Annotated in this window: 16 protein-coding genes, 1 tRNA gene and 1 pseudogene; 9 read left to right on the forward strand and 9 right to left on the reverse strand. The window is 63.2% G+C overall.

Translation table 11 applies throughout. The annotated features are described in order from the left end of the window. Positions 1–317: 317 nt before the first annotated feature. The 4 genes and pseudogenes from X739_RS141895 to X739_RS141885 all read right to left on the reverse strand — a co-directional run bounded on the left by X739_RS141895 (position 318) and on the right by X739_RS141885 (position 2,981). Positions 318–1,712, reverse strand: coding sequence for a multicopper oxidase family protein (locus X739_RS141895; RefSeq protein WP_023795660.1), 1,395 nt, complete (start codon positions 1,710–1,712; stop codon positions 318–320). Between the two features lie 172 nt (positions 1,713–1,884). Further along, positions 1,885–2,056 (reverse strand): annotated as a pseudogene (locus X739_RS1000000170720) (alpha/beta hydrolase); the annotation flags it as partial. A gap of 127 nt (positions 2,057–2,183) precedes the next feature. Beyond that, positions 2,184–2,729: a serine acetyltransferase gene (locus X739_RS141890; RefSeq protein ID WP_023772802.1), complete on the reverse strand. Its 546-nt coding sequence runs from the start codon at positions 2,727–2,729 to the stop codon at positions 2,184–2,186. Between the two features lie 177 nt (positions 2,730–2,906). Then, a tRNA-Thr gene (locus X739_RS141885) sits at positions 2,907–2,981 on the reverse strand. A gap of 160 nt (positions 2,982–3,141) precedes the next feature. Here X739_RS141885 and X739_RS0135235 point away from each other — a divergent pair. The 9 genes from X739_RS0135235 to yacG all read left to right on the forward strand — a co-directional run bounded on the left by X739_RS0135235 (position 3,142) and on the right by yacG (position 8,735). Next, complete coding sequence (locus tag X739_RS0135235) at positions 3,142–3,318, forward strand: hypothetical protein (protein ID WP_023772783.1); 177 nt, start codon at positions 3,142–3,144, stop codon at positions 3,316–3,318. A 130-nt stretch (positions 3,319–3,448) separates the two neighbouring features. After that, complete coding sequence (murA, locus tag X739_RS141880; protein WP_023772782.1) at positions 3,449–4,741, forward strand: UDP-N-acetylglucosamine 1-carboxyvinyltransferase; 1,293 nt, start codon at positions 3,449–3,451, stop codon at positions 4,739–4,741. A gap of 167 nt (positions 4,742–4,908) precedes the next feature. Beyond that, on the forward strand, positions 4,909–5,343 hold the full coding sequence (locus X739_RS141875) for a DUF2948 family protein (protein WP_023772781.1): 435 nt from the start codon (positions 4,909–4,911) through the stop codon (positions 5,341–5,343). 7 nt (positions 5,344–5,350) lie between these two features. Then, the gene (gene hisD / locus X739_RS141870; RefSeq protein WP_023795661.1) at positions 5,351–6,643 is read left to right on the forward strand and encodes a histidinol dehydrogenase; all 1,293 of its coding nucleotides are present in this window, start codon (positions 5,351–5,353) and stop codon (positions 6,641–6,643) included. 6 nt (positions 6,644–6,649) lie between these two features. Then, positions 6,650–7,135, forward strand: a complete 486-nt coding sequence (locus tag X739_RS141865) for a UPF0262 family protein (RefSeq protein ID WP_023772779.1) — start codon at positions 6,650–6,652, stop codon at positions 7,133–7,135. Continuing rightward, entirely contained in the window at positions 7,123–7,584 is a 462-nt protein-coding gene (locus X739_RS141860) for a low molecular weight phosphatase family protein (RefSeq protein WP_084056455.1), read from the forward strand. Before X739_RS141865 ends, X739_RS141860 begins: the two co-directional genes overlap by 13 nt. A gap of 87 nt (positions 7,585–7,671) precedes the next feature. Beyond that, positions 7,672–7,890 carry a translation initiation factor IF-1 gene (gene infA, locus X739_RS141855; RefSeq protein ID WP_006329283.1) on the forward strand — a complete coding sequence of 73 codons (219 nt, stop codon included), beginning with the start codon at positions 7,672–7,674 and terminating at the stop codon, positions 7,888–7,890. 24 nt (positions 7,891–7,914) lie between these two features. Continuing rightward, on the forward strand, positions 7,915–8,541 hold the full coding sequence (locus tag X739_RS141850; RefSeq protein WP_015316264.1) for a Maf-like protein: 627 nt from the start codon (positions 7,915–7,917) through the stop codon (positions 8,539–8,541). Further along, positions 8,538–8,735, forward strand: coding sequence for a DNA gyrase inhibitor YacG (gene yacG, locus X739_RS141845; RefSeq protein WP_023772777.1), 198 nt, complete (start codon positions 8,538–8,540; stop codon positions 8,733–8,735). Before X739_RS141850 ends, yacG begins: the two co-directional genes overlap by 4 nt. Positions 8,736–8,746: 11 nt before the next feature. Here the strand turns inward: yacG and X739_RS141840 are convergent, their stop codons facing one another. From X739_RS141840 to X739_RS141820, 5 genes are all read right to left on the reverse strand, one after another. Beyond that, entirely contained in the window at positions 8,747–10,117 is a 1,371-nt protein-coding gene (locus X739_RS141840; protein WP_023772776.1) for an alpha-glucosidase/alpha-galactosidase, read from the reverse strand. A 19-nt stretch (positions 10,118–10,136) separates the two neighbouring features. Next, positions 10,137–11,804, reverse strand: a complete 1,668-nt coding sequence (locus X739_RS141835; RefSeq protein WP_023772775.1) for an ABC transporter ATP-binding protein — start codon at positions 11,802–11,804, stop codon at positions 10,137–10,139. 9 nt (positions 11,805–11,813) lie between these two features. Further along, positions 11,814–12,950, reverse strand: a complete 1,137-nt coding sequence (locus tag X739_RS141830) for an ABC transporter permease (protein WP_023772774.1) — start codon at positions 12,948–12,950, stop codon at positions 11,814–11,816. Beyond that, entirely contained in the window at positions 12,951–13,958 is a 1,008-nt protein-coding gene (locus tag X739_RS141825; RefSeq protein ID WP_023772773.1) for an ABC transporter permease, read from the reverse strand. Positions 13,959–14,091: 133 nt separating this feature from the next. Then, a complete protein-coding gene (locus tag X739_RS141820; protein WP_023795662.1) occupies positions 14,092–16,173 on the reverse strand; it encodes an ABC transporter substrate-binding protein in 2,082 nt (693 codons plus the stop codon). Positions 16,174–16,275 lie beyond the last annotated feature (102 nt).

Below are 16,275 nucleotides of genomic sequence, written 5' to 3' on the forward strand. Positions count from 1 at the left end.
TGGTTTGGAGGCGAATTAGCAGGGACCGGTCCCCTGTGCCAACAAAACCGCTCGCGACCGGCGATTTCCAACGAAAATGACGCGAAACAAGCGTCTTGGCCTTGGTCAATTGGCCCAAAGGCCAGCCAATTGACATTGTTGCGAACAGTCCCAATCCTTCGGCGTTCCCGGCATTTCGGTGCCGCATCTCGCCTCGGCGCAATCCTGCCGAACGCCACATCCTGAACTGGATCATGGACCGCGTTCCGCATCAACAGCAACACCGAATCATCGAGCGCAAGTAGGTCGCGGACAATGCCGCCTTCGGTGGGCTCGGTTCAGACCACTCTGACGTAACTCGTCATGCCCGATTTCTGGTGCTCGATGATGTGGCAATGCAGCAGCCAGTCGCCGGGATTGTCGGCGACGAAGCCAAGGCTCACCTTCTCATTGGGCTGGATGAGATAGGTGTCCGAAATCAACGGCCGCACCGGCCGCGTCGAGGATGACAAAACCTTGAAGCTCATGCCGTGCAAATGCATCGGATGCGATTGCGGCGTCAGGTTCTCCATGTCGATGACATAGCTCCTGCCGAGCTTCAGCTCGGCCAGCGGCGCGGTTGGATCGGGCGTATCGCCCGGCCACGGCACCTTGTTGATCGCCCAGAAACTGTAGCCGAGCGAACCGCAGATGCTGTCGCTCGGAACGTTCTGCGCCGTGGCGCTGAGCGACAGGGAGATATGCTGGGCCGAGCCGAGATCCACTTCCGCCACCGGATTCACTTCCAGCGGGGCAACGTCGCGAAGGTCCCGCTTGAGCGAGTTGCCCGTCGCGCGCAGCGTCGCCAGCACCTTGGGCTTGGTGCCCCTGACGTCTCGCAGGCTGGCGATCGCGCCGTCATCGTCGGGCATGCGGATGGCGAGTTCCATGCGTTGTCCCGGTCCAAGCAGCAAGGCATCGGGCGCAAAGCGCTCCGGCACCGGATTGCCGTCCAGCGCCATTACGATCGCTTCGGCGCCGTCGACCCGAAACGCATGGATGCGGGTGACATCGGTAATGGCGAGGCGTAGCCGCACCAGCCCGCCGGCGGGAGCGTCATATTGCGGCTGATCGAGCCAGTTGGCGGTACGCACCGTGCCGTAGGTGCCGGTTCTCGCCGCATCGCGCGGCCGGAACTGATCGATGAACTGGCCGTCGTCGCCAAGGCGCCAGTCGCGCAGGTTGAGGACAAATTCGGCGTCGAATTTCGGATCGTTCGGGTTTTCAACCACGATCACGCCGGTCAGGCCGTGCCCCATCTGCTCCAGCGTGTTGCAGTGCGGGTGATACCAGAAGGTGCCGGCGTCGGGCGGCGTGAAGGCATAGTCGAAATGATCGCCGGTGTAGACGTAAGGCTGCACCAGGAAGGGCACGCCATCCATCTTGTTCGGCAGGCGAATGCCGTGCCAGTGGATGGTCGTCGGATCATCGATGGCGTTGACGAGGCGCGCGGCGAAGGGTTCGCCCTTTTTCATCCTGAGCACCGGCGGCATTCCCGCGTTGCCGTACGTCAGCACATTGTTGGTCTGGCCGACATCGATGAGCTTCGCCTGGATTTTCGCCGTCCGCAGCATCACTGGGTCAGGCGTGGCCGCGGCCCAGCCGCCAATCCTGCCCATGGCGGCAAGCCCGAGCCCGCTCACGCCGGCAAACGCTGCCGTTTTCAGAAGTCCGCGGCGTGTAAATACGGTCATGTCGCACTCCAACGGAAAGCTGACTGCCCTCCGCATCTTTGCCGTAATAGCCGCACAGGCATGCGTTTGCCAACGACGCCGCGCAGCCCTCCTCGCCTGTCAAGTGCAACGCGGCCGGCAGGGCTGGACTCATTCCGGTCGATGGCGGCTGGTCGGTGGCCTTGCGGCGGGTCTATGTCTGATCCACGCTTGCCAGGAAGCCGGGCGAAGATCGGGTTGAAGCGGTCCGAAGAATCCCAGAACGGCGCATGGCCCGATTTGTCGAGCAGATGCGCCTTGCCTTCCCACAGGTTGGAAAACTTGACCGCTGAGACAAAATCGGTGTTCGCGAAAGGCTCGTCGACCAGGCGGACAGGCAGCAGTCCGACAAACCATCATGTCGAAGAACAGCATCTTGGTTAACGAATCGTGTCATGCCGAGCATGCGTTCGACCGATGAGGGCGCGCCACCGGCAAGCGCCATAGGCCAGTTCACATTGCCGACGGCCATCGATTGGTGATGAAATTGTGCTGCCGCGCCTTGTCGATCGGCCTCGCCGGAACGCCGACCGCGGTGCTCCCTGCCGGAATGTCCCTGGTAACAACGGCGCCCGCGCCGATAAGCGAGCGGCTGCCGATCGTGACCTCCTCTACGATGCACACGTTTGGGCCGATATAGACCTCGTCCCCTATCGACGCGGATTTGCCAAGCGTCGCCCCGATCGTCACATACTGGGATATGTTGCAGTTGTTGCCGATCGTTGCCGTATGATGGACCACGCACGGGCCGCCATGGCCGATGTAGAAGCCAAGCCCGATGCTGGTCTCCACGGGGATTTGTATGCCGAATTTCCTCATCTTCAGCGACAGGAAGAGACGGGCTATCCGGCACACGACGGAATTGTCCGACTGCGCGATCCGGTGCCAGACCATGTAGTTGAAGCCCCGATTCGTGAGATATTGCCGGCACAACGTCACGATGTCGCTGCTGCGCGTGTAGCGATACAGATCGCTCTTGATGGCCTCGAATATCTGCATGTACGGCCTCGGCACCCATGCCCGGAATGGGAAGGGGCACTAGATCATCCCGGTAGCGCAAAGGGAACAAACGCCGTGGGCAATCCACGGATTCCGGCGCATGCCGTGGCTTCATCGCCTGTCCGTGCCGGAAAGACGAAAAGACCGTGTCACAGGCTGCGTTGTTTGTAGGGCGGCTGGTGCTGCGAGAGAGGATTGAACTCTCGACCTCTCCCTTACCAAGGGAGTGCTCTACCACTGAGCTACCGCAGCCGCTGATGGCGGGGCTTCTGCCATATCGAACCGGCAAGCGCAAGGCCAAGAACAACGCTTCTGTGAATGGCTTTGCCGGATAGCTTTTATTGACATGGCGGCGCCACAATGTTGGCTATCCCTGAAAGCGGGTTGGCTGGTCGCCAGCCGTGGCGGGACAATGAACGACAAGACAAATCCACCAAGGAACAGCGGAACAACCCGCAAGAACCGGCTCGCCGAGCAGTTGCGCGCCAATCTGCAGAAGCGCAAGGCGCAGTCGCGTTCGCGCCGGACAGGTGAGGCCGACCAGCGGCCCGACGGGCTCGGCGCGGCCAAGGAAATGAAGAAAGATTAACTCAAATCGGCCACTCTTGGGCCGGAGTGGGCGAAATCCTATTTCTTGAACCAAATTGGTCAATGGTCTAGACGGGCCGATACTCAAACGATTGAACCGGCCCTTTTCTGGCCGAGAGGGACAGTCTCCAATGGATCGCATCAGAATTGTCGGCGGCAACAAGCTTGCCGGAAGCATTCCGATCTCGGGCGCGAAAAACGCCGCCCTGCCGCTGATGATCGCCTCGCTTCTGACCGACGACACGCTGACGCTGGAAAACGTGCCGCATCTGGCCGATGTCGAGCAGTTGATCCGCATCCTCGGCAATCATGGCGTCGACTATTCGGTCAACGGCCGCCGCGAGAAGCAGAATGAGGGCTATTCGCGCACCATCAATTTCTCCGCCCGCAACATCGTCGACACGACGGCGCCTTACGAACTGGTGTCGAAGATGCGCGCCTCGTTCTGGGTGATCGGCCCGCTGCTGGCCCGCATGGGCGAGGCCAAGGTGTCGCTGCCCGGCGGCTGCGCCATCGGCACGCGCCCGGTCGATCTGTTCCTCGAAGGCCTGCAGGCACTGGGCGCCGACATCGATGTCGATACCGGCTATGTCATCGCCAAGACCCGGAACGGCCGCCTCGTCGGCAACCGCTATGTCTTCCCGAAAGTCTCCGTCGGCGCCACCCATGTGTTGATGATGGCGGCGTCGCTGGCCAAGGGCGAGACGGTGCTTGAAAACGCCGCCTGCGAGCCCGAGATCGTCAATCTCGCCGAATGCCTCAACGCGATGGGCGCCAGAATTTCCGGCGCCGGCACGCCGACCGTCACCATCGACGGCGTCGAAGCGCTGTCGGGCGCGCGCGTGCGTGTCATCCCCGACCGCATCGAGACCGGCACCTATGCCATGGCGGTGGCGATGACCGGCGGCGACGTCGTGCTGGAAGGCGCACGGCCGGAGCTGCTGCAGACGGCGCTCGACGTGATTTCCCAGACGGGCGCGGAGATCACCCAGACCAATTCCGGCATCCGCGTGAAGCGCAATGGCGCCGGCATTTCACCCGTCGACGTGACGACGGCTCCCTTCCCGGCCTTCCCGACCGATCTGCAGGCGCAGTTCATGGGCCTGATGACCATGGCCAAGGGCAAATCGCGCATCACCGAGACGATCTTCGAAAACCGCTTCATGCACGTCCAGGAACTGGCTCGGCTCGGCGCCCACATCACGCTTTCTGGGCAGACGGCCATCGTCGACGGCGTGGCGAAGCTGAAGGGCGCGCCAGTCATGGCGACCGATCTTCGCGCTTCCGTCTCGCTGGTCATCGCCGGCTTGGCGGCCGAAGGCGAAACCACGGTCAACCGTGTCTACCATCTCGACCGCGGTTTCGAGCGGTTGGAGGAAAAGCTGTCCAACTGCGGCGCGGTGATCGAACGTATTTCCGCCTGACGGTCGGACGGCAGCAGCTTCTAGCAACGGCGGCTCGTAGCGCCTCCGCCCGTCCGCCCGCACCGCAAACCCGAGGCAATGCCTCGGGCGGACGTCGTGGGGTGGTTGCACCGACCGGAAAGACCGCCTAACAGAGGCTGAAACCAACCTGTAGGTCGAAAATCCGGATGACCGCCCTCAAGCTTATCGCGCTCGACGACCAGGATCTGGGCATCGTCTCGGCCCATCTCCAGGACGCCGTGATGAAGGTCTCGGATCTCGAATTCCTGCCCAAGGCCAAACGGTTCGTGCTGACCATGAACCGCTTCGTGTGGGAGGCCAAATCCGGCCTGTTTCGCCAGCACAATGAACGACGGCAGGCAGTGCTGCATTTCGACCGGGTGCTGGGCGCCAAGACCAGCGGCATCGCCCGCGACAAGCCGGCCGAAATTCTCTCCTTGCTGGCGATCAGCTTTATCGAGATCAGCAAGCCCGCGGGCATCGTCGAACTGATCTTTTCGGGCGGCGGCACGATCATGCTCGATGTCGAATGCATCGAGGCCCGCCTTGCCGATATTGGCGGCGCGTGGGAAGCCACGTCGCGCCCCATACACAGGGCTTGAGCATACGATGGCCATCACGCTTGCCCAGTCCGACGCCGATTTCGAGCAGCGTTTCGCCGCGTTTCTCACGACCAAGCGCGAGGTATCGGCCGATGTCGACGCCGTGGTGCGAGACATCATCGCGCGCGTGCGTGCCGAGGGCGATGCGGCACTGATCGACTACACGCGGAAATTCGGCGGAGGCGACCTCGCCAAGCTCGGCATTGCCGTCTCGGCGGAAGACATTGCCGGCGCCTATGCCGAGGCCGATCCGGCCACGGTCGAGGCGCTGAAATTCGCACGCGACCGCATCCGGTCCCATCACCAGCGGCAAAAGCCCCAGGACGAACGCTACACGGATGCCGCCGGCGTCGAGCTCGGCTCGCGCTGGACGGCGATCGAGGCGGTCGGGCTCTATGTGCCGGGCGGCACGGCAAGCTATCCAAGCTCGGTGCTGATGAACGCGGTGCCAGCCAAGGTAGCCGGCGTCGAGCGCATCGTCATGGTCGTGCCGGCACCGCACGGCGTCGTCAACCCGCTGGTGCTGGTGGCCGCGGATATATCGGGTGTCTCCGAAATCTACCGCGTCGGCGGCGCGCAGGCGATCGCGGCACTCGCCTATGGTACGCAGACGATAAAGCCCGTCGCCAAGATCGTCGGTCCTGGCAATGCCTATGTCGCCGCGGCCAAGCGGCAGGTGTTCGGCACGGTCGGCATCGACATGATCGCCGGCCCTTCCGAAGTGCTGGTCGTGGCGGACGGCGACAACGATCCGGACTGGATCGCCGCCGATCTGCTCGCCCAGGCCGAACATGACGTGTCGGCGCAGTCGATCCTGATCACCGACGACCCGGCATTCGGCAAGGCGGTCGAACGGGCGGTCGAACGCCAGCTGCGGAGCCTGCCGCGCGCGGAAACGGCGGCCCAGAGCTGGCGCGATTTCGGCGCCGTCATCCTGGTTGCGACGGTCGAGGCCGCGCCGCCGCTGGTCGACCGCATCGCCGCCGAACATGTCGAGCTAGCCATCGAGGATGCCGAAGGCTTCCTGGCGAAGATGCGCAACGCGGGCGCGGTTTTTCTCGGCCGCCACACGCCCGAGGTCATCGGCGACTATGTCGGCGGCTCCAACCACGTGCTGCCGACGGCGCGCTCGGCGCGCTTCTCGTCGGGCCTGTCCGTGCTCGACTTCGTCAAGCGCACCTCGGTCCTCAAACTCGGACCGGAGCAGTTGCGCGTGCTGGCACCGGCGGCGATCGCACTAGCGCGGGCGGAAGGGCTTGAAGCGCATGGCCGCTCTGTCGCCATACGGCTGAACATGTAGGCCGGTATGACGGGCTCCGATCAAACCCGCGCAAAACTGATCGATGTCGAACTCGATGAGTCGATCGGCCGTTCGACGCCCGATGTCGAGCATGAGCGGGCGGTGGCGATCTTCGACCTGATCGAAGAGAATAGTTTTCAGCCTGTCAATGACAGCGGTGCAGGTCCTTACCGGCTGAAGCTGTCGCTGGCCGAGTCCCGCCTGGTCTTTGCCGTGGCACGCGAGGACGGCACCGCCGTCGTCACCCACATCCTGTCGCTGACGCCGCTCAGGCGTATCGTCAAGGATTACTACATGATCTGCGAGAGCTATTACGACGCCATCCGCTCCTCGACGCCGAGTCATATCGAGGCGATCGACATGGGCCGCCGTGGCCTGCACAATGAGGGCTCGCAGACGCTGATGGATCGGCTCTCCGGCAAGATCGACATCGACTTCGACACGGCGCGGCGGCTGTTCACGCTGGTCTGCGTGCTGCACTGGCGGGGCTGATCCTGGCCCCCGGCGCCCTGCCCCGCTCGGTTCTGTTCCTGTGCGGCATGAATGCCGTGCGCTCGCCGATGGCCGAGCAGCTGGCGCGCCGGATGCTGCCCGCCACCGTCTTCGTCGCCTCGGCCGGCGTGCGCGCCGGCGAGCGCGACCCGTTCGTCGATGCCGTGCTTGCCGAGGACGGGCTGTCGCTGGGCGAGCGTCATCCAAGGACGCTGAACGATCTCGAGGACGACTATTTCGACCTGATCGTGACACTGGCGCCGGAGGCCCACCATGCCGCGCTCGAACTCACGCGCGCGCTTGCCGTCGAGGTGGAATACTGGCCGACGCCGGATCCGGCCGATGCCGGCGGCACGCGCGAACACATCATGGCCAGCTATCGCGACGTGCGCGAGCGGCTGAAAGCCCGGATCCACAGCCGGTTCACCGTTCCGAGGCCTGGCGATTAAGCGTGTTCACAAGCGACAGATTATCATATAGGTTCCGCCGAAATTCCAGCCGGGGCGCTGGAACCGCCATCCAAGCAAAGGTATCGAATGCCGAAGGAAGAAGTCCTCGAGTTTCCGGGTATCGTCACGGAATTGTTGCCCAACGCGATGTTCAGGGTGAAGCTCGAAAACGAACACGAGATCATCGCCCATACTGCCGGCCGCATGCGCAAGAACCGCATCCGCGTGCTGACCGGCGACAAGGTTCTGGTCGAGATGACACCATACGACCTGACCAAGGGCCGCATCACCTACCGCTTCAAGTAAGATCAAGACCCGGCCGGTAAAGCGATGAGCATTTTGCAAAAGCTGGTGCTTGCCTCGGGTTCGCCGCGCCGCATCGAACTTTTGCAGCAGGCCGGCATCGAGCCGGACCGCATCCTGCCAGCCGATATCGACGAAACGCCGCTGCGTGCGGAGCATCCGCGCTCGCTGGCCAAACGGCTGTCGAAGGAAAAGGCCGAGAAGGCGTTCGCATCGCTGAAGTCCGAGACGGACCATGCGCCGAGCTTCGTGCTGGCGGCCGACACGGTGGTCGCCGTCGGGCGGCGCATCCTGCCCAAGGCCGAGACGCTAGACGACGCCGCCAACTGCCTCGGGCTGTTGTCCGGACGTTCGCACCGGGTCTATTCCGGCATCTGCCTGATCACGCCGGGCGGCAAACTGCGCCAGCGGCTGGTCGAGACGCGGGTGCGTTTCAAGCGGCTGCCGCGCGAGGAGATCGACGCCTATGTCGCGTCCGGCGAATGGCGCGGAAAGGCCGGCGGCTATGCCGTGCAAGGGCTGGCCGGCGCTTTCGTCGTCAAGCTCGTCGGCTCCTATACCAACATTGTCGGCCTGCCGCTCTACGAGACGGTGGCGCTGCTGTCGGGCGAAGGTTTCAAGACGCATCAAAACTGGTTGTCCGCGCGACCATGAGCCTCGACGACAAGGTCACGCCCCTGCGGCCCAAGCGCCCGTGCCCGGAATGCGGCAAGCCATCGGCGCGCGAAACCTATCCATTCTGCTCGACGCGCTGCAAGGACATCGACCTCAACCGCTGGCTGAAGGGTGCGTATGTCATCTCGGCCCGCGACGACGAGGAAGAACCGGACGCCGACGAGCCGAAGTAGACGAGCGCCGGTCAGGCGGCTTCGTTCTTGCGTTTGACGCGCGCCCAAGCCGGCAGCCAGTCGCCATGTGCGGCCAGGAGATCGTCGACCAGTGACCAGATCTGGTCGAGATCGAGTTCGGCCGCGGTGTGCGGATCCATCATCGCCGCGTGATAGATGTGTTCGCGGTTTTCGCTCATCAGCGCCCGCACCGTCAGTTCCTGCACGTTGATGTTGGTGCGGATCAGCGCCGTCAATTGCGGCGGCAGGTCGCCTATATAGGTTGGCTGGATGCCGGATGCATCGACCAGGCACGGCACTTCGGCGGCGCAATCACGCGGCAGCGAGGTGATGCAGCCATTGTTGCGCACATTGCCGTAGATGACCGACGGTTCGCCGGTCCAGACCGAATTCATGATCGAGGAGGCATATTCCTTGGACTCTTCGACCTCGATGCGCTGGGCCGAGCGGTAGGCCTGCGCCTGGTCCTTCCAACGCTCGATCTGCTCGACGCAACGCTTGGGGTATTCGTCGAGAGGAATGCCGTATTTCTCGATCAAATCGGGGCGGCCGTCCTTGATGAAATAGGGCGTGTATTCCGCGAAATGTTCCGAGCTCTCGGTGACGAAATAGCCCAGCCGCGTCAGCATCTCATAGCGCACCTTGTTCGGGCAGCGCGGATTCCAGCCGGGTTTCGGCGCGCGGCCTTCGCGATAGGCACGCACGAGATCGGGATAGAGGTCGCGATAGGATCCATCCGGCTGGCGATGCTCGAATTGCAGGTAGAAGGCCATGTGGTTAATGCCAGCCGAGCGATAGCGGATCTCGTCATAGGGAAGGTCGAGATCGTGTGCCAGCTCCATCGCCGTGCCTTGCACCGAGTGGCACAGCCCGACCTGCCTGATCTCGGGATATTTCTCCGAGATCGCCCAGGTGTTGATCGCCATCGGGTTGACATATTGCAGCATGATGGCCCGCGGGCAGACGGCAAGCATGTCCTCGCAAATCTTCCACAGATGCGGCACGGTCCTGAGGCCGCGCATGATGCCGCCGACGCCGAGCGTATCGGCGATGGTCTGGCGCAGGCCATATGTCTTCGGCACCTCGAAATCCGTGACGGTGCAGGGCTCATAGCCGCCGATCTGGAAGGCGACGACGACGAAATCGGCGTCCGCCAGCGCCTTGCGCTGGTCCGTGTAGGTCTCGGCGCTCGCCTTGACGCCGAGCGTGGCGATCAGTTTGTTGACGACGACGGCGCTTTCTTCCAGCCGCTGCGGATTGATGTCCATCAGCGCGATCGTTGCGCCCGAAAGCGCCGGGCGCTGCAGCACGTCGCCGACGATGTTCTTCATGAACACCGTCGAGCCGGCGCCGATGAAAGTGATCCTGGGATGTCTTGCCACGTTAACCTCCGGCATATATTCAGGCCACCTCGAAAGCGGCCCTGACGAGCCGTTCGGTGTAGGCGGTCTTGGGATTGGTGAGGACCTGGTCGACGGGTCCTTGCTCGACGATCTTGCCGTGCTGCATGACGATGACGCGGTGGCACAGCGCCCGCACCACCTTGAGGTCGTGCGAGATGAAGAGATAGCTCAGACCACGCTCGTCCTGCAGCTTGCGCAGCAGATCGATGATCTGCGCCTGGACGGAGAGATCCAGCGCCGATGTCGGCTCGTCGAGCAGGATGAATTCGGGCTCCAGAGCGATGGCCCGGGCGATGGCGATGCGCTGCCGCTGGCCGCCGGAGAATTCATGCGGAAACCGCGACAGGATATCGCCCGGCATGCCCGCGCTGACCAGCGCCTCGCGCACCCGCTCGACCCGCTCGCGCCGTGTCGCGCCAATGCTGTTGACGACCAGCCCTTCCTCGATGATCTGGCCGATCGTCATGCGTGGGTTGAGCGAGGAGAACGGGTCCTGGAAGACGATCTGCATGCGCGAGCGCAGCGGCCGCATCTGCGCTCGCGACAGGCCATGGATCGGCTGGCCATCGAAGCGGATCTCACCGCGTTTCGCGTCGGTCAGCCGGAGCAGCGCCTGGCCGAACGTGGTCTTGCCGGAGCCGGATTCGCCGACCAGCCCAAGCGTCTCATGGCGGCAAAGCTTGAGGTCGAGGTCGTCGACGGCGACCAGTTCACGCCAGTCCGGCTTCAGGAACGTGCCGTGGCGCAGCATGAAGCAGACGCGCACGCCATTCGCTTCGAGGATGGTGCCAGAGCCCTCGGGCAACGGTTGCGGCCGTCCTCTTGGTTCGGAGGCAAGCAATCGCTGCGTGTAGGGATGCCGCGGATCGGCGAACAGCCGTTCGGTGACGTTGTGCTCGCACATTTCGCCATGCTGCATCACATATACGTAGTCGGAAAACTTGCGCACCACGGTGAGGTCGTGGGTGATCAGGATCACCGCCATCCGCAGCTCTTTCTGCAGATTGCGGATCAGGTTGAGGATCTGCGCCTGCACCGTGACGTCGAGCGCGGTCGTCGGCTCATCGGCGATCAGCACGTCCGGATCGTTGGCGAGCGCCATGGCGATCATCACGCGCTGCCGTTGCCCACCCGACAGCTGGTGCGGATATTGTTTGAGCCGCGCCTCGGGCTCGGGTATCTGGACATGCCGCAGCAGCTCGAGAGCGCGCGCCCAGGCTTGCTTGCGGCTCACCTTGCGATGCACCCGGATTGCTTCGACGATCTGGCTACCGACCGTGTAAATCGGGTTGAGTGAGCTCATCGGCTCCTGGAAGATCATGGAGATGCGGTTGCCGCGCAGCTTGCGCCGGGCGCTCTCGGGGAATTTCAGAATGTCCTGTCCGTCATAACAGACGCTCGATTTCGGTGACACCGTTGCGCGGCGCGACAGCAGGCCCATGACGGTGCGCGCCGTCACCGACTTGCCGGAACCGGATTCGCCGACGATCGCGATCGTCTCGCCGCGATAGAGCTGGAATGAGATGTCCTTGACCGCCTCGACGACACCGTGCTCGACCTTGAACGCGACCTCGATGTTGCGGGCGTCGATGACGGGCTCTCCCTGGCGCCCATGATGATCGAGGCGGAAGGCTGGTGCGAAGGGCTCGGCGAGTACGATGGTCATCCCAGTCCCTCAATATGGATCGACGGCATCGCGCAGGCCGTCGCCGAGCGCGTTGAAGGCAAAGACGGTGACCAGCACGAAACCGACCGGCGTCAGGATCCAGGGATAGGTACCGATGACGGAATAGGTCGCGGTGTCCTGAAGCATCAGCCCCCAGGAGATCAGCGGCGGCTTGACGGCAAAACCGAGGAAACCGAGGAAGGATTCGAGCAGCACCACCGTCGGGATCGCCAGCGTCACGGCGACGATCACGTGGCTCATCACATTGGGGAAGATGTGCTGCAGGATGATGCGCCGGTCGGTGGCGCCGACCGCCATGGCGGCGCGCACATATTCGATGCGCGCAAGCGCCAGTGTCTTGCCGCGCACTTCGCGCGACATCTGCGCCCAGCCCAACGCCGACATGACGATGATGACAAAGCCGAGGAACACATTGGTCGGCGCGGTGACAGGGATCAGCGTCGTCAACGCCAGATAGAGCGGCAGTTGCGGGAAGGCGAGCACCAGTTCGACGAAGCGCTGCATCCAGACGTCGAACCGGCCGCCGAAATAGCCCGATACCATGCCCACCGTGGTACCGATGACCGTGATGATGAAGACCACCGTCAGCGCGATCATCAGCGAGACGCGCGAGCCATGGATAGCGCGCGACAGCACATCACGCCCGAATTTGTCGGTGCCGAGGAAATGCACGGGCTGGCCGTCCGTCGAGGCGAATAAGTGCCGGTCCGCCGGGATCAGCCCGAAGAGCTTGTAAGGCGCGCCCTCGACGAAAAAACCAAGCAGCCTCGGGTGGTCGTAGTCGGGGCCGACGATGGGCTGGAAGGTGACCGGATCGAGATCGGCCGAATCCGACAGTGCATAGACCCTCGGCCGCGCGACGAAATTGCCGTCCTTGTCGTGGAAGGACGGCAGTTGCGGCGGGGCGAAGCCGACATCGGTCGCCTTCGGGTCCATCGGCGCCAGGAATTCGGCGAACACGGCCATCACCAGCAGCAGCACGACCAGCCAAAGCCCCGCCATTCCGGTCCAGGAGCGCTTCAGCCGGCGCCAAACCAGCGCCATGTAGCTCTCATTGCCGCGTGCGGGCGCCACTGTGGATCGCTCGGCCGGCAGTGGCGGTGGTGAAGGCTCTCGAGCCAGCATCTAGCCCTCCCCGAACTGACGCACGCGCGGATCGAGCAGGACGAGCAGCATGTCGGCAATGATGTTGCCGACGATCAGCGTCGCCGACAGCACCATCATGAAGGTGGCGGTGACATAGACATCGCCGACCGCCATCGAACCGACGATCGCCGGACCGACGGTCGGCAGCGCGAAGATGATCGCCGTCTCGATCTCGCCGGTCAGCATGTAGGGCAGCACCACGCCCTGATACATGACGAGCGGATGCAAGGCATTGGGCACGGCGTGGCGCATGACGACGGCGCTGCCCGTCAGGCCCTTGGCCTTGGCTGTCTCGACATATTGCGCGTTGAGCGTGTCGAGCAGATTGCCGCGCATGACACGCATATTGTAGGCGAGACCGCCGAAGGTGGCGATCGCCACCACCGGCCAGACATGCTTGACCAGGTCGACGAATTTGGCCCACGACCATGGCGCGCCGCCATATTGCGGCGAGAAGAACGAGCCGATCTCCGATACGTTGAACTGGAAGACCAGGAGATAGACGATGATCAGCGCCATCAGGAAGCGCGGCACCGTCATGCCGAGGAAGGCGATGGCCGACAGCGTGGAATCGATCCAGGTGTATTGCCGGGTCGCGGCCCAGATGCCGAAGGTGATGCCGAGCACCGAGGCGAGCAGATGGCAGACCAGCGCGAGCAGCAGCGTGCGCGGCAGCCGCTCGCCGACGACCTCGGCCACTGGCTTGTTGTAATAGAGGCTGTAGCCGAAATCGCCACGGGTGACGATGCCGCCGATCCAGTTGAGGTACTGGACGGGCAGCGGCTTATCGAGGCCGTGTTCGACGCGATAGGCCTGGGCCTGCGCGTCGGCCTCCGCGAAGGAGGCTCCGCCCTGGTTGATCAGCTGCGAGCGGATGTAGTCGGCATAATCGCCAGGCGGCGCCTGGATAATGGCAAAGGTGACGAGGCTCAAAATAGCGAGAACCGGGATTGCCGACGCTATGCGCATGAGCAGGAATCGCAGCATGGACGGTCCGCTTCCTCATCTCGCCGGACGCTCGCTTTAAAGGCGCCCGGAGGGTTGGTTTGTCCCGGCCGCGCCATCGACGCGGCCGGGTCTCTCTCAGTCAGGGGAGGTAAACTTGCATCGGCCCTTAGACTTACATCGGACCCTTGTCTCCAGGCTTGCCGGGAAGCTCTTCGGGGAACAATTCGTATTTCGCCTGTTTGTCGGCCGCGACGAAGACCCGTTCGCGGATAATCGAATCCTCCGCCCAGTTGAACATGAAGATCGGCGTGCCTTGCGGGATGTTGGAGAAGCGTTTGTTGACGATCAGGGCGCCGGGATATTCCGTCAGGCCGACATTGTAGACGTGCTCGGTCGAGATCTTCTGGAAGTCCCGCATCAGACTGGCGCGCTGGTTGTTATCCGCCGACGAGACGAACTTGTTGACGATGTCGACGAGGTCCTTCTCGAAAGGCATCAGATCGACCTCGCCGCTTTCCGGCGCGCGGTGATCCCAGCTGGTCTTGGGGCCGACCGGAGCGAGCTGCACGGTGTTCTGCACCACGGAGGTCAGCTCCTGCTCATTGCGCCGGATCAGCCAGTCGAAGCGGCCTGAATATTGCGTGGCATCGCGCTGGGTGCCGTTAAGCCCGTTGAGCACGATCCGGAGGCCAAGCTTTTCCATCTGCGCGACCACGCCTTCGGCAAGGCTCTTGTCGGTCGTGTAGTCGTTGTTGACCAGCATCACGATTTCGACGTTCTTGCCACCGGCGGTACCGGCAGGAAAGTTGACGATGCCGTCACCGTCTGTGTCCTTCAAACCGGCCTTGGCGAGTTCGGCCTTGGCACCCTCGAGGTCGAAAGGATAGTAGACGGTGGATTTACGGTCGTAGAAGCTGGTGCCCGAGGAGAGGCCGCCTGGATAGATCGCGGTGAACGGCCCCTTGACGAGGGAATCGCCCAGCGCCTTGCGGTCAAGCGCCATGGTGACGGCCTTGCGGAAATCCTCGTTGCGGTTCAGTTCGCGGATCGCTTGGCCGCGCTCGTCCGGGTTGCCCCAGCCGTTGGCGGAAAAGTTCAGGCGCAGATTGTAGCCTATCAGCCGCGGGCCGAAGGCCAGGCGCGCCGGCGCGTTCGCCTCCGCCGCGCGCTTCAGCGAGGCGACGAAGTTTTCCGGCTGCTCGAGGTTGGAGAAGTCGCCCGCGCCTGCGACCGCCTGAACGTCGCGGTCGGCCCAGGTCGACAGTTTGTAATGCAGCTCGTTGAGATAGGGCAGTTGGTTGCCCTTCTCGTCCACCTTCCAATAATAGGGATTGCGGCGCATGACGATGATGTCGTCCGCCCGATATTCGACCGGCACCCAGGCGCCCATGACAGGCATGTTCATATATTCCGGCGGGAAGGCGTTCTTGAACTGGTCGTAGGTGTTCTTCGAATATTTCGGGTGCCGCGGCTTCAAGATATGCGCGGGGCCGGGGCAGAAGGTGCCATAGGCCATTGCGTAGAGGTGCTGCTTCGGGAAGGCGTCCTTGAAGGTCCACTCGACGGTGTAGTCGTCTATCTTCTTCAGCGTCGTGCCGACGCCGAAGGTTTCCTGAGTGGCGCCATTGAGCGGCGAGACGTTGGGATCCATGACCTCGTCGTCCCAGTAGAACATGACGTCGTCGGCGTTGAATGGCACGCCGTCGGACCATTTGGCGCCTTCGACGAGGTGCATGGTCAGCTTGTGGCCATCGGCCGACCAATCCCAGCTTTTGGCGAGATTGGGCAGCGGCTCGGTGTCCTTCGCCTCGACCTGGAACAGCGGCGCGGTGCGCGTCAGGCACTCGGAAAGGCCGATGTCGATGCCGCCCCACCCCTGGGTCTGGCCGGCGCCGTAGTTCCAGCCTTCGGGCCTTCCGCCGATGACATGGCGCATCGTATCGCCATAGACGCCGACGCCGTCCGGCATGTTGGCGGTCTTGAAGACAAGCGGCTCTTTCGGCAGCCGATCTTTCACCGGCGGCAGCTTGCCGACCTTGACGTATTTTTCCGTGACCCAATCGGGCTCGTGATAGTCGGGAAGCGCCTTGAACTCCAGGATGGAGTCGCGCGGCACGTACTTGATCTTGCCCTCGGCCGGAAACGTCGCCGGAACCGGTGGGACTGTCGGCTCGGAAGCGAAAGCGTTGAGCGCCGGAACGGACACGCTCAGCGCCAGTCCGGCGGCGATGCCAATGCTGCGTAGGTACCTCATTATCTCCTCCCTCGTGTTCAGACGTTTGCTGCTGCTCGTATCTTGCCTGGACGGCAGACTGCGGTGGATCTGCCTCCCGTGGATCCGCCGCCGCACCCGGTT

The organism is Mesorhizobium sp. LNHC209A00 (genome assembly GCF_000502915.1).
Lineage (GTDB): Bacteria > Pseudomonadota > Alphaproteobacteria > Rhizobiales > Rhizobiaceae > Mesorhizobium.

What these genes read in the sequence shown, in the direction of transcription:
- X739_RS141895 (WP_023795660.1), bottom strand. Translation starts at nt 1,712, where the DNA reads ATGACCGTATTTACACGCCGCGGACTTCTGAAAACGGCAGCGTTTGCC.
- X739_RS141890 (WP_023772802.1), bottom strand. Translation starts at nt 2,729, where the DNA reads ATGCAGATATTCGAGGCCATCAAGAGCGATCTGTATCGCTACACGCGC.
- X739_RS0135235 (WP_023772783.1), top strand. Translation starts at nt 3,142, where the DNA reads ATGAACGACAAGACAAATCCACCAAGGAACAGCGGAACAACCCGCAAG.
- murA (WP_023772782.1), top strand. Translation starts at nt 3,449, where the DNA reads ATGGATCGCATCAGAATTGTCGGCGGCAACAAGCTTGCCGGAAGCATT.
- X739_RS141875 (WP_023772781.1), top strand. Translation starts at nt 4,909, where the DNA reads ATGACCGCCCTCAAGCTTATCGCGCTCGACGACCAGGATCTGGGCATC.
- hisD (WP_023795661.1), top strand. Translation starts at nt 5,351, where the DNA reads ATGGCCATCACGCTTGCCCAGTCCGACGCCGATTTCGAGCAGCGTTTC.
- X739_RS141865 (WP_023772779.1), top strand. Translation starts at nt 6,650, where the DNA reads ATGACGGGCTCCGATCAAACCCGCGCAAAACTGATCGATGTCGAACTC.
- infA (WP_006329283.1), top strand. Translation starts at nt 7,672, where the DNA reads ATGCCGAAGGAAGAAGTCCTCGAGTTTCCGGGTATCGTCACGGAATTG.
- X739_RS141850 (WP_015316264.1), top strand. Translation starts at nt 7,915, where the DNA reads ATGAGCATTTTGCAAAAGCTGGTGCTTGCCTCGGGTTCGCCGCGCCGC.
- yacG (WP_023772777.1), top strand. Translation starts at nt 8,538, where the DNA reads ATGAGCCTCGACGACAAGGTCACGCCCCTGCGGCCCAAGCGCCCGTGC.
- X739_RS141835 (WP_023772775.1), bottom strand. Translation starts at nt 11,804, where the DNA reads ATGACCATCGTACTCGCCGAGCCCTTCGCACCAGCCTTCCGCCTCGAT.
- X739_RS141830 (WP_023772774.1), bottom strand. Translation starts at nt 12,950, where the DNA reads ATGCTGGCTCGAGAGCCTTCACCACCGCCACTGCCGGCCGAGCGATCC.
- X739_RS141825 (WP_023772773.1), bottom strand. Translation starts at nt 13,958, where the DNA reads ATGCTGCGATTCCTGCTCATGCGCATAGCGTCGGCAATCCCGGTTCTC.
- X739_RS141820 (WP_023795662.1), bottom strand. Translation starts at nt 16,173, where the DNA reads ATGAGGTACCTACGCAGCATTGGCATCGCCGCCGGACTGGCGCTGAGC.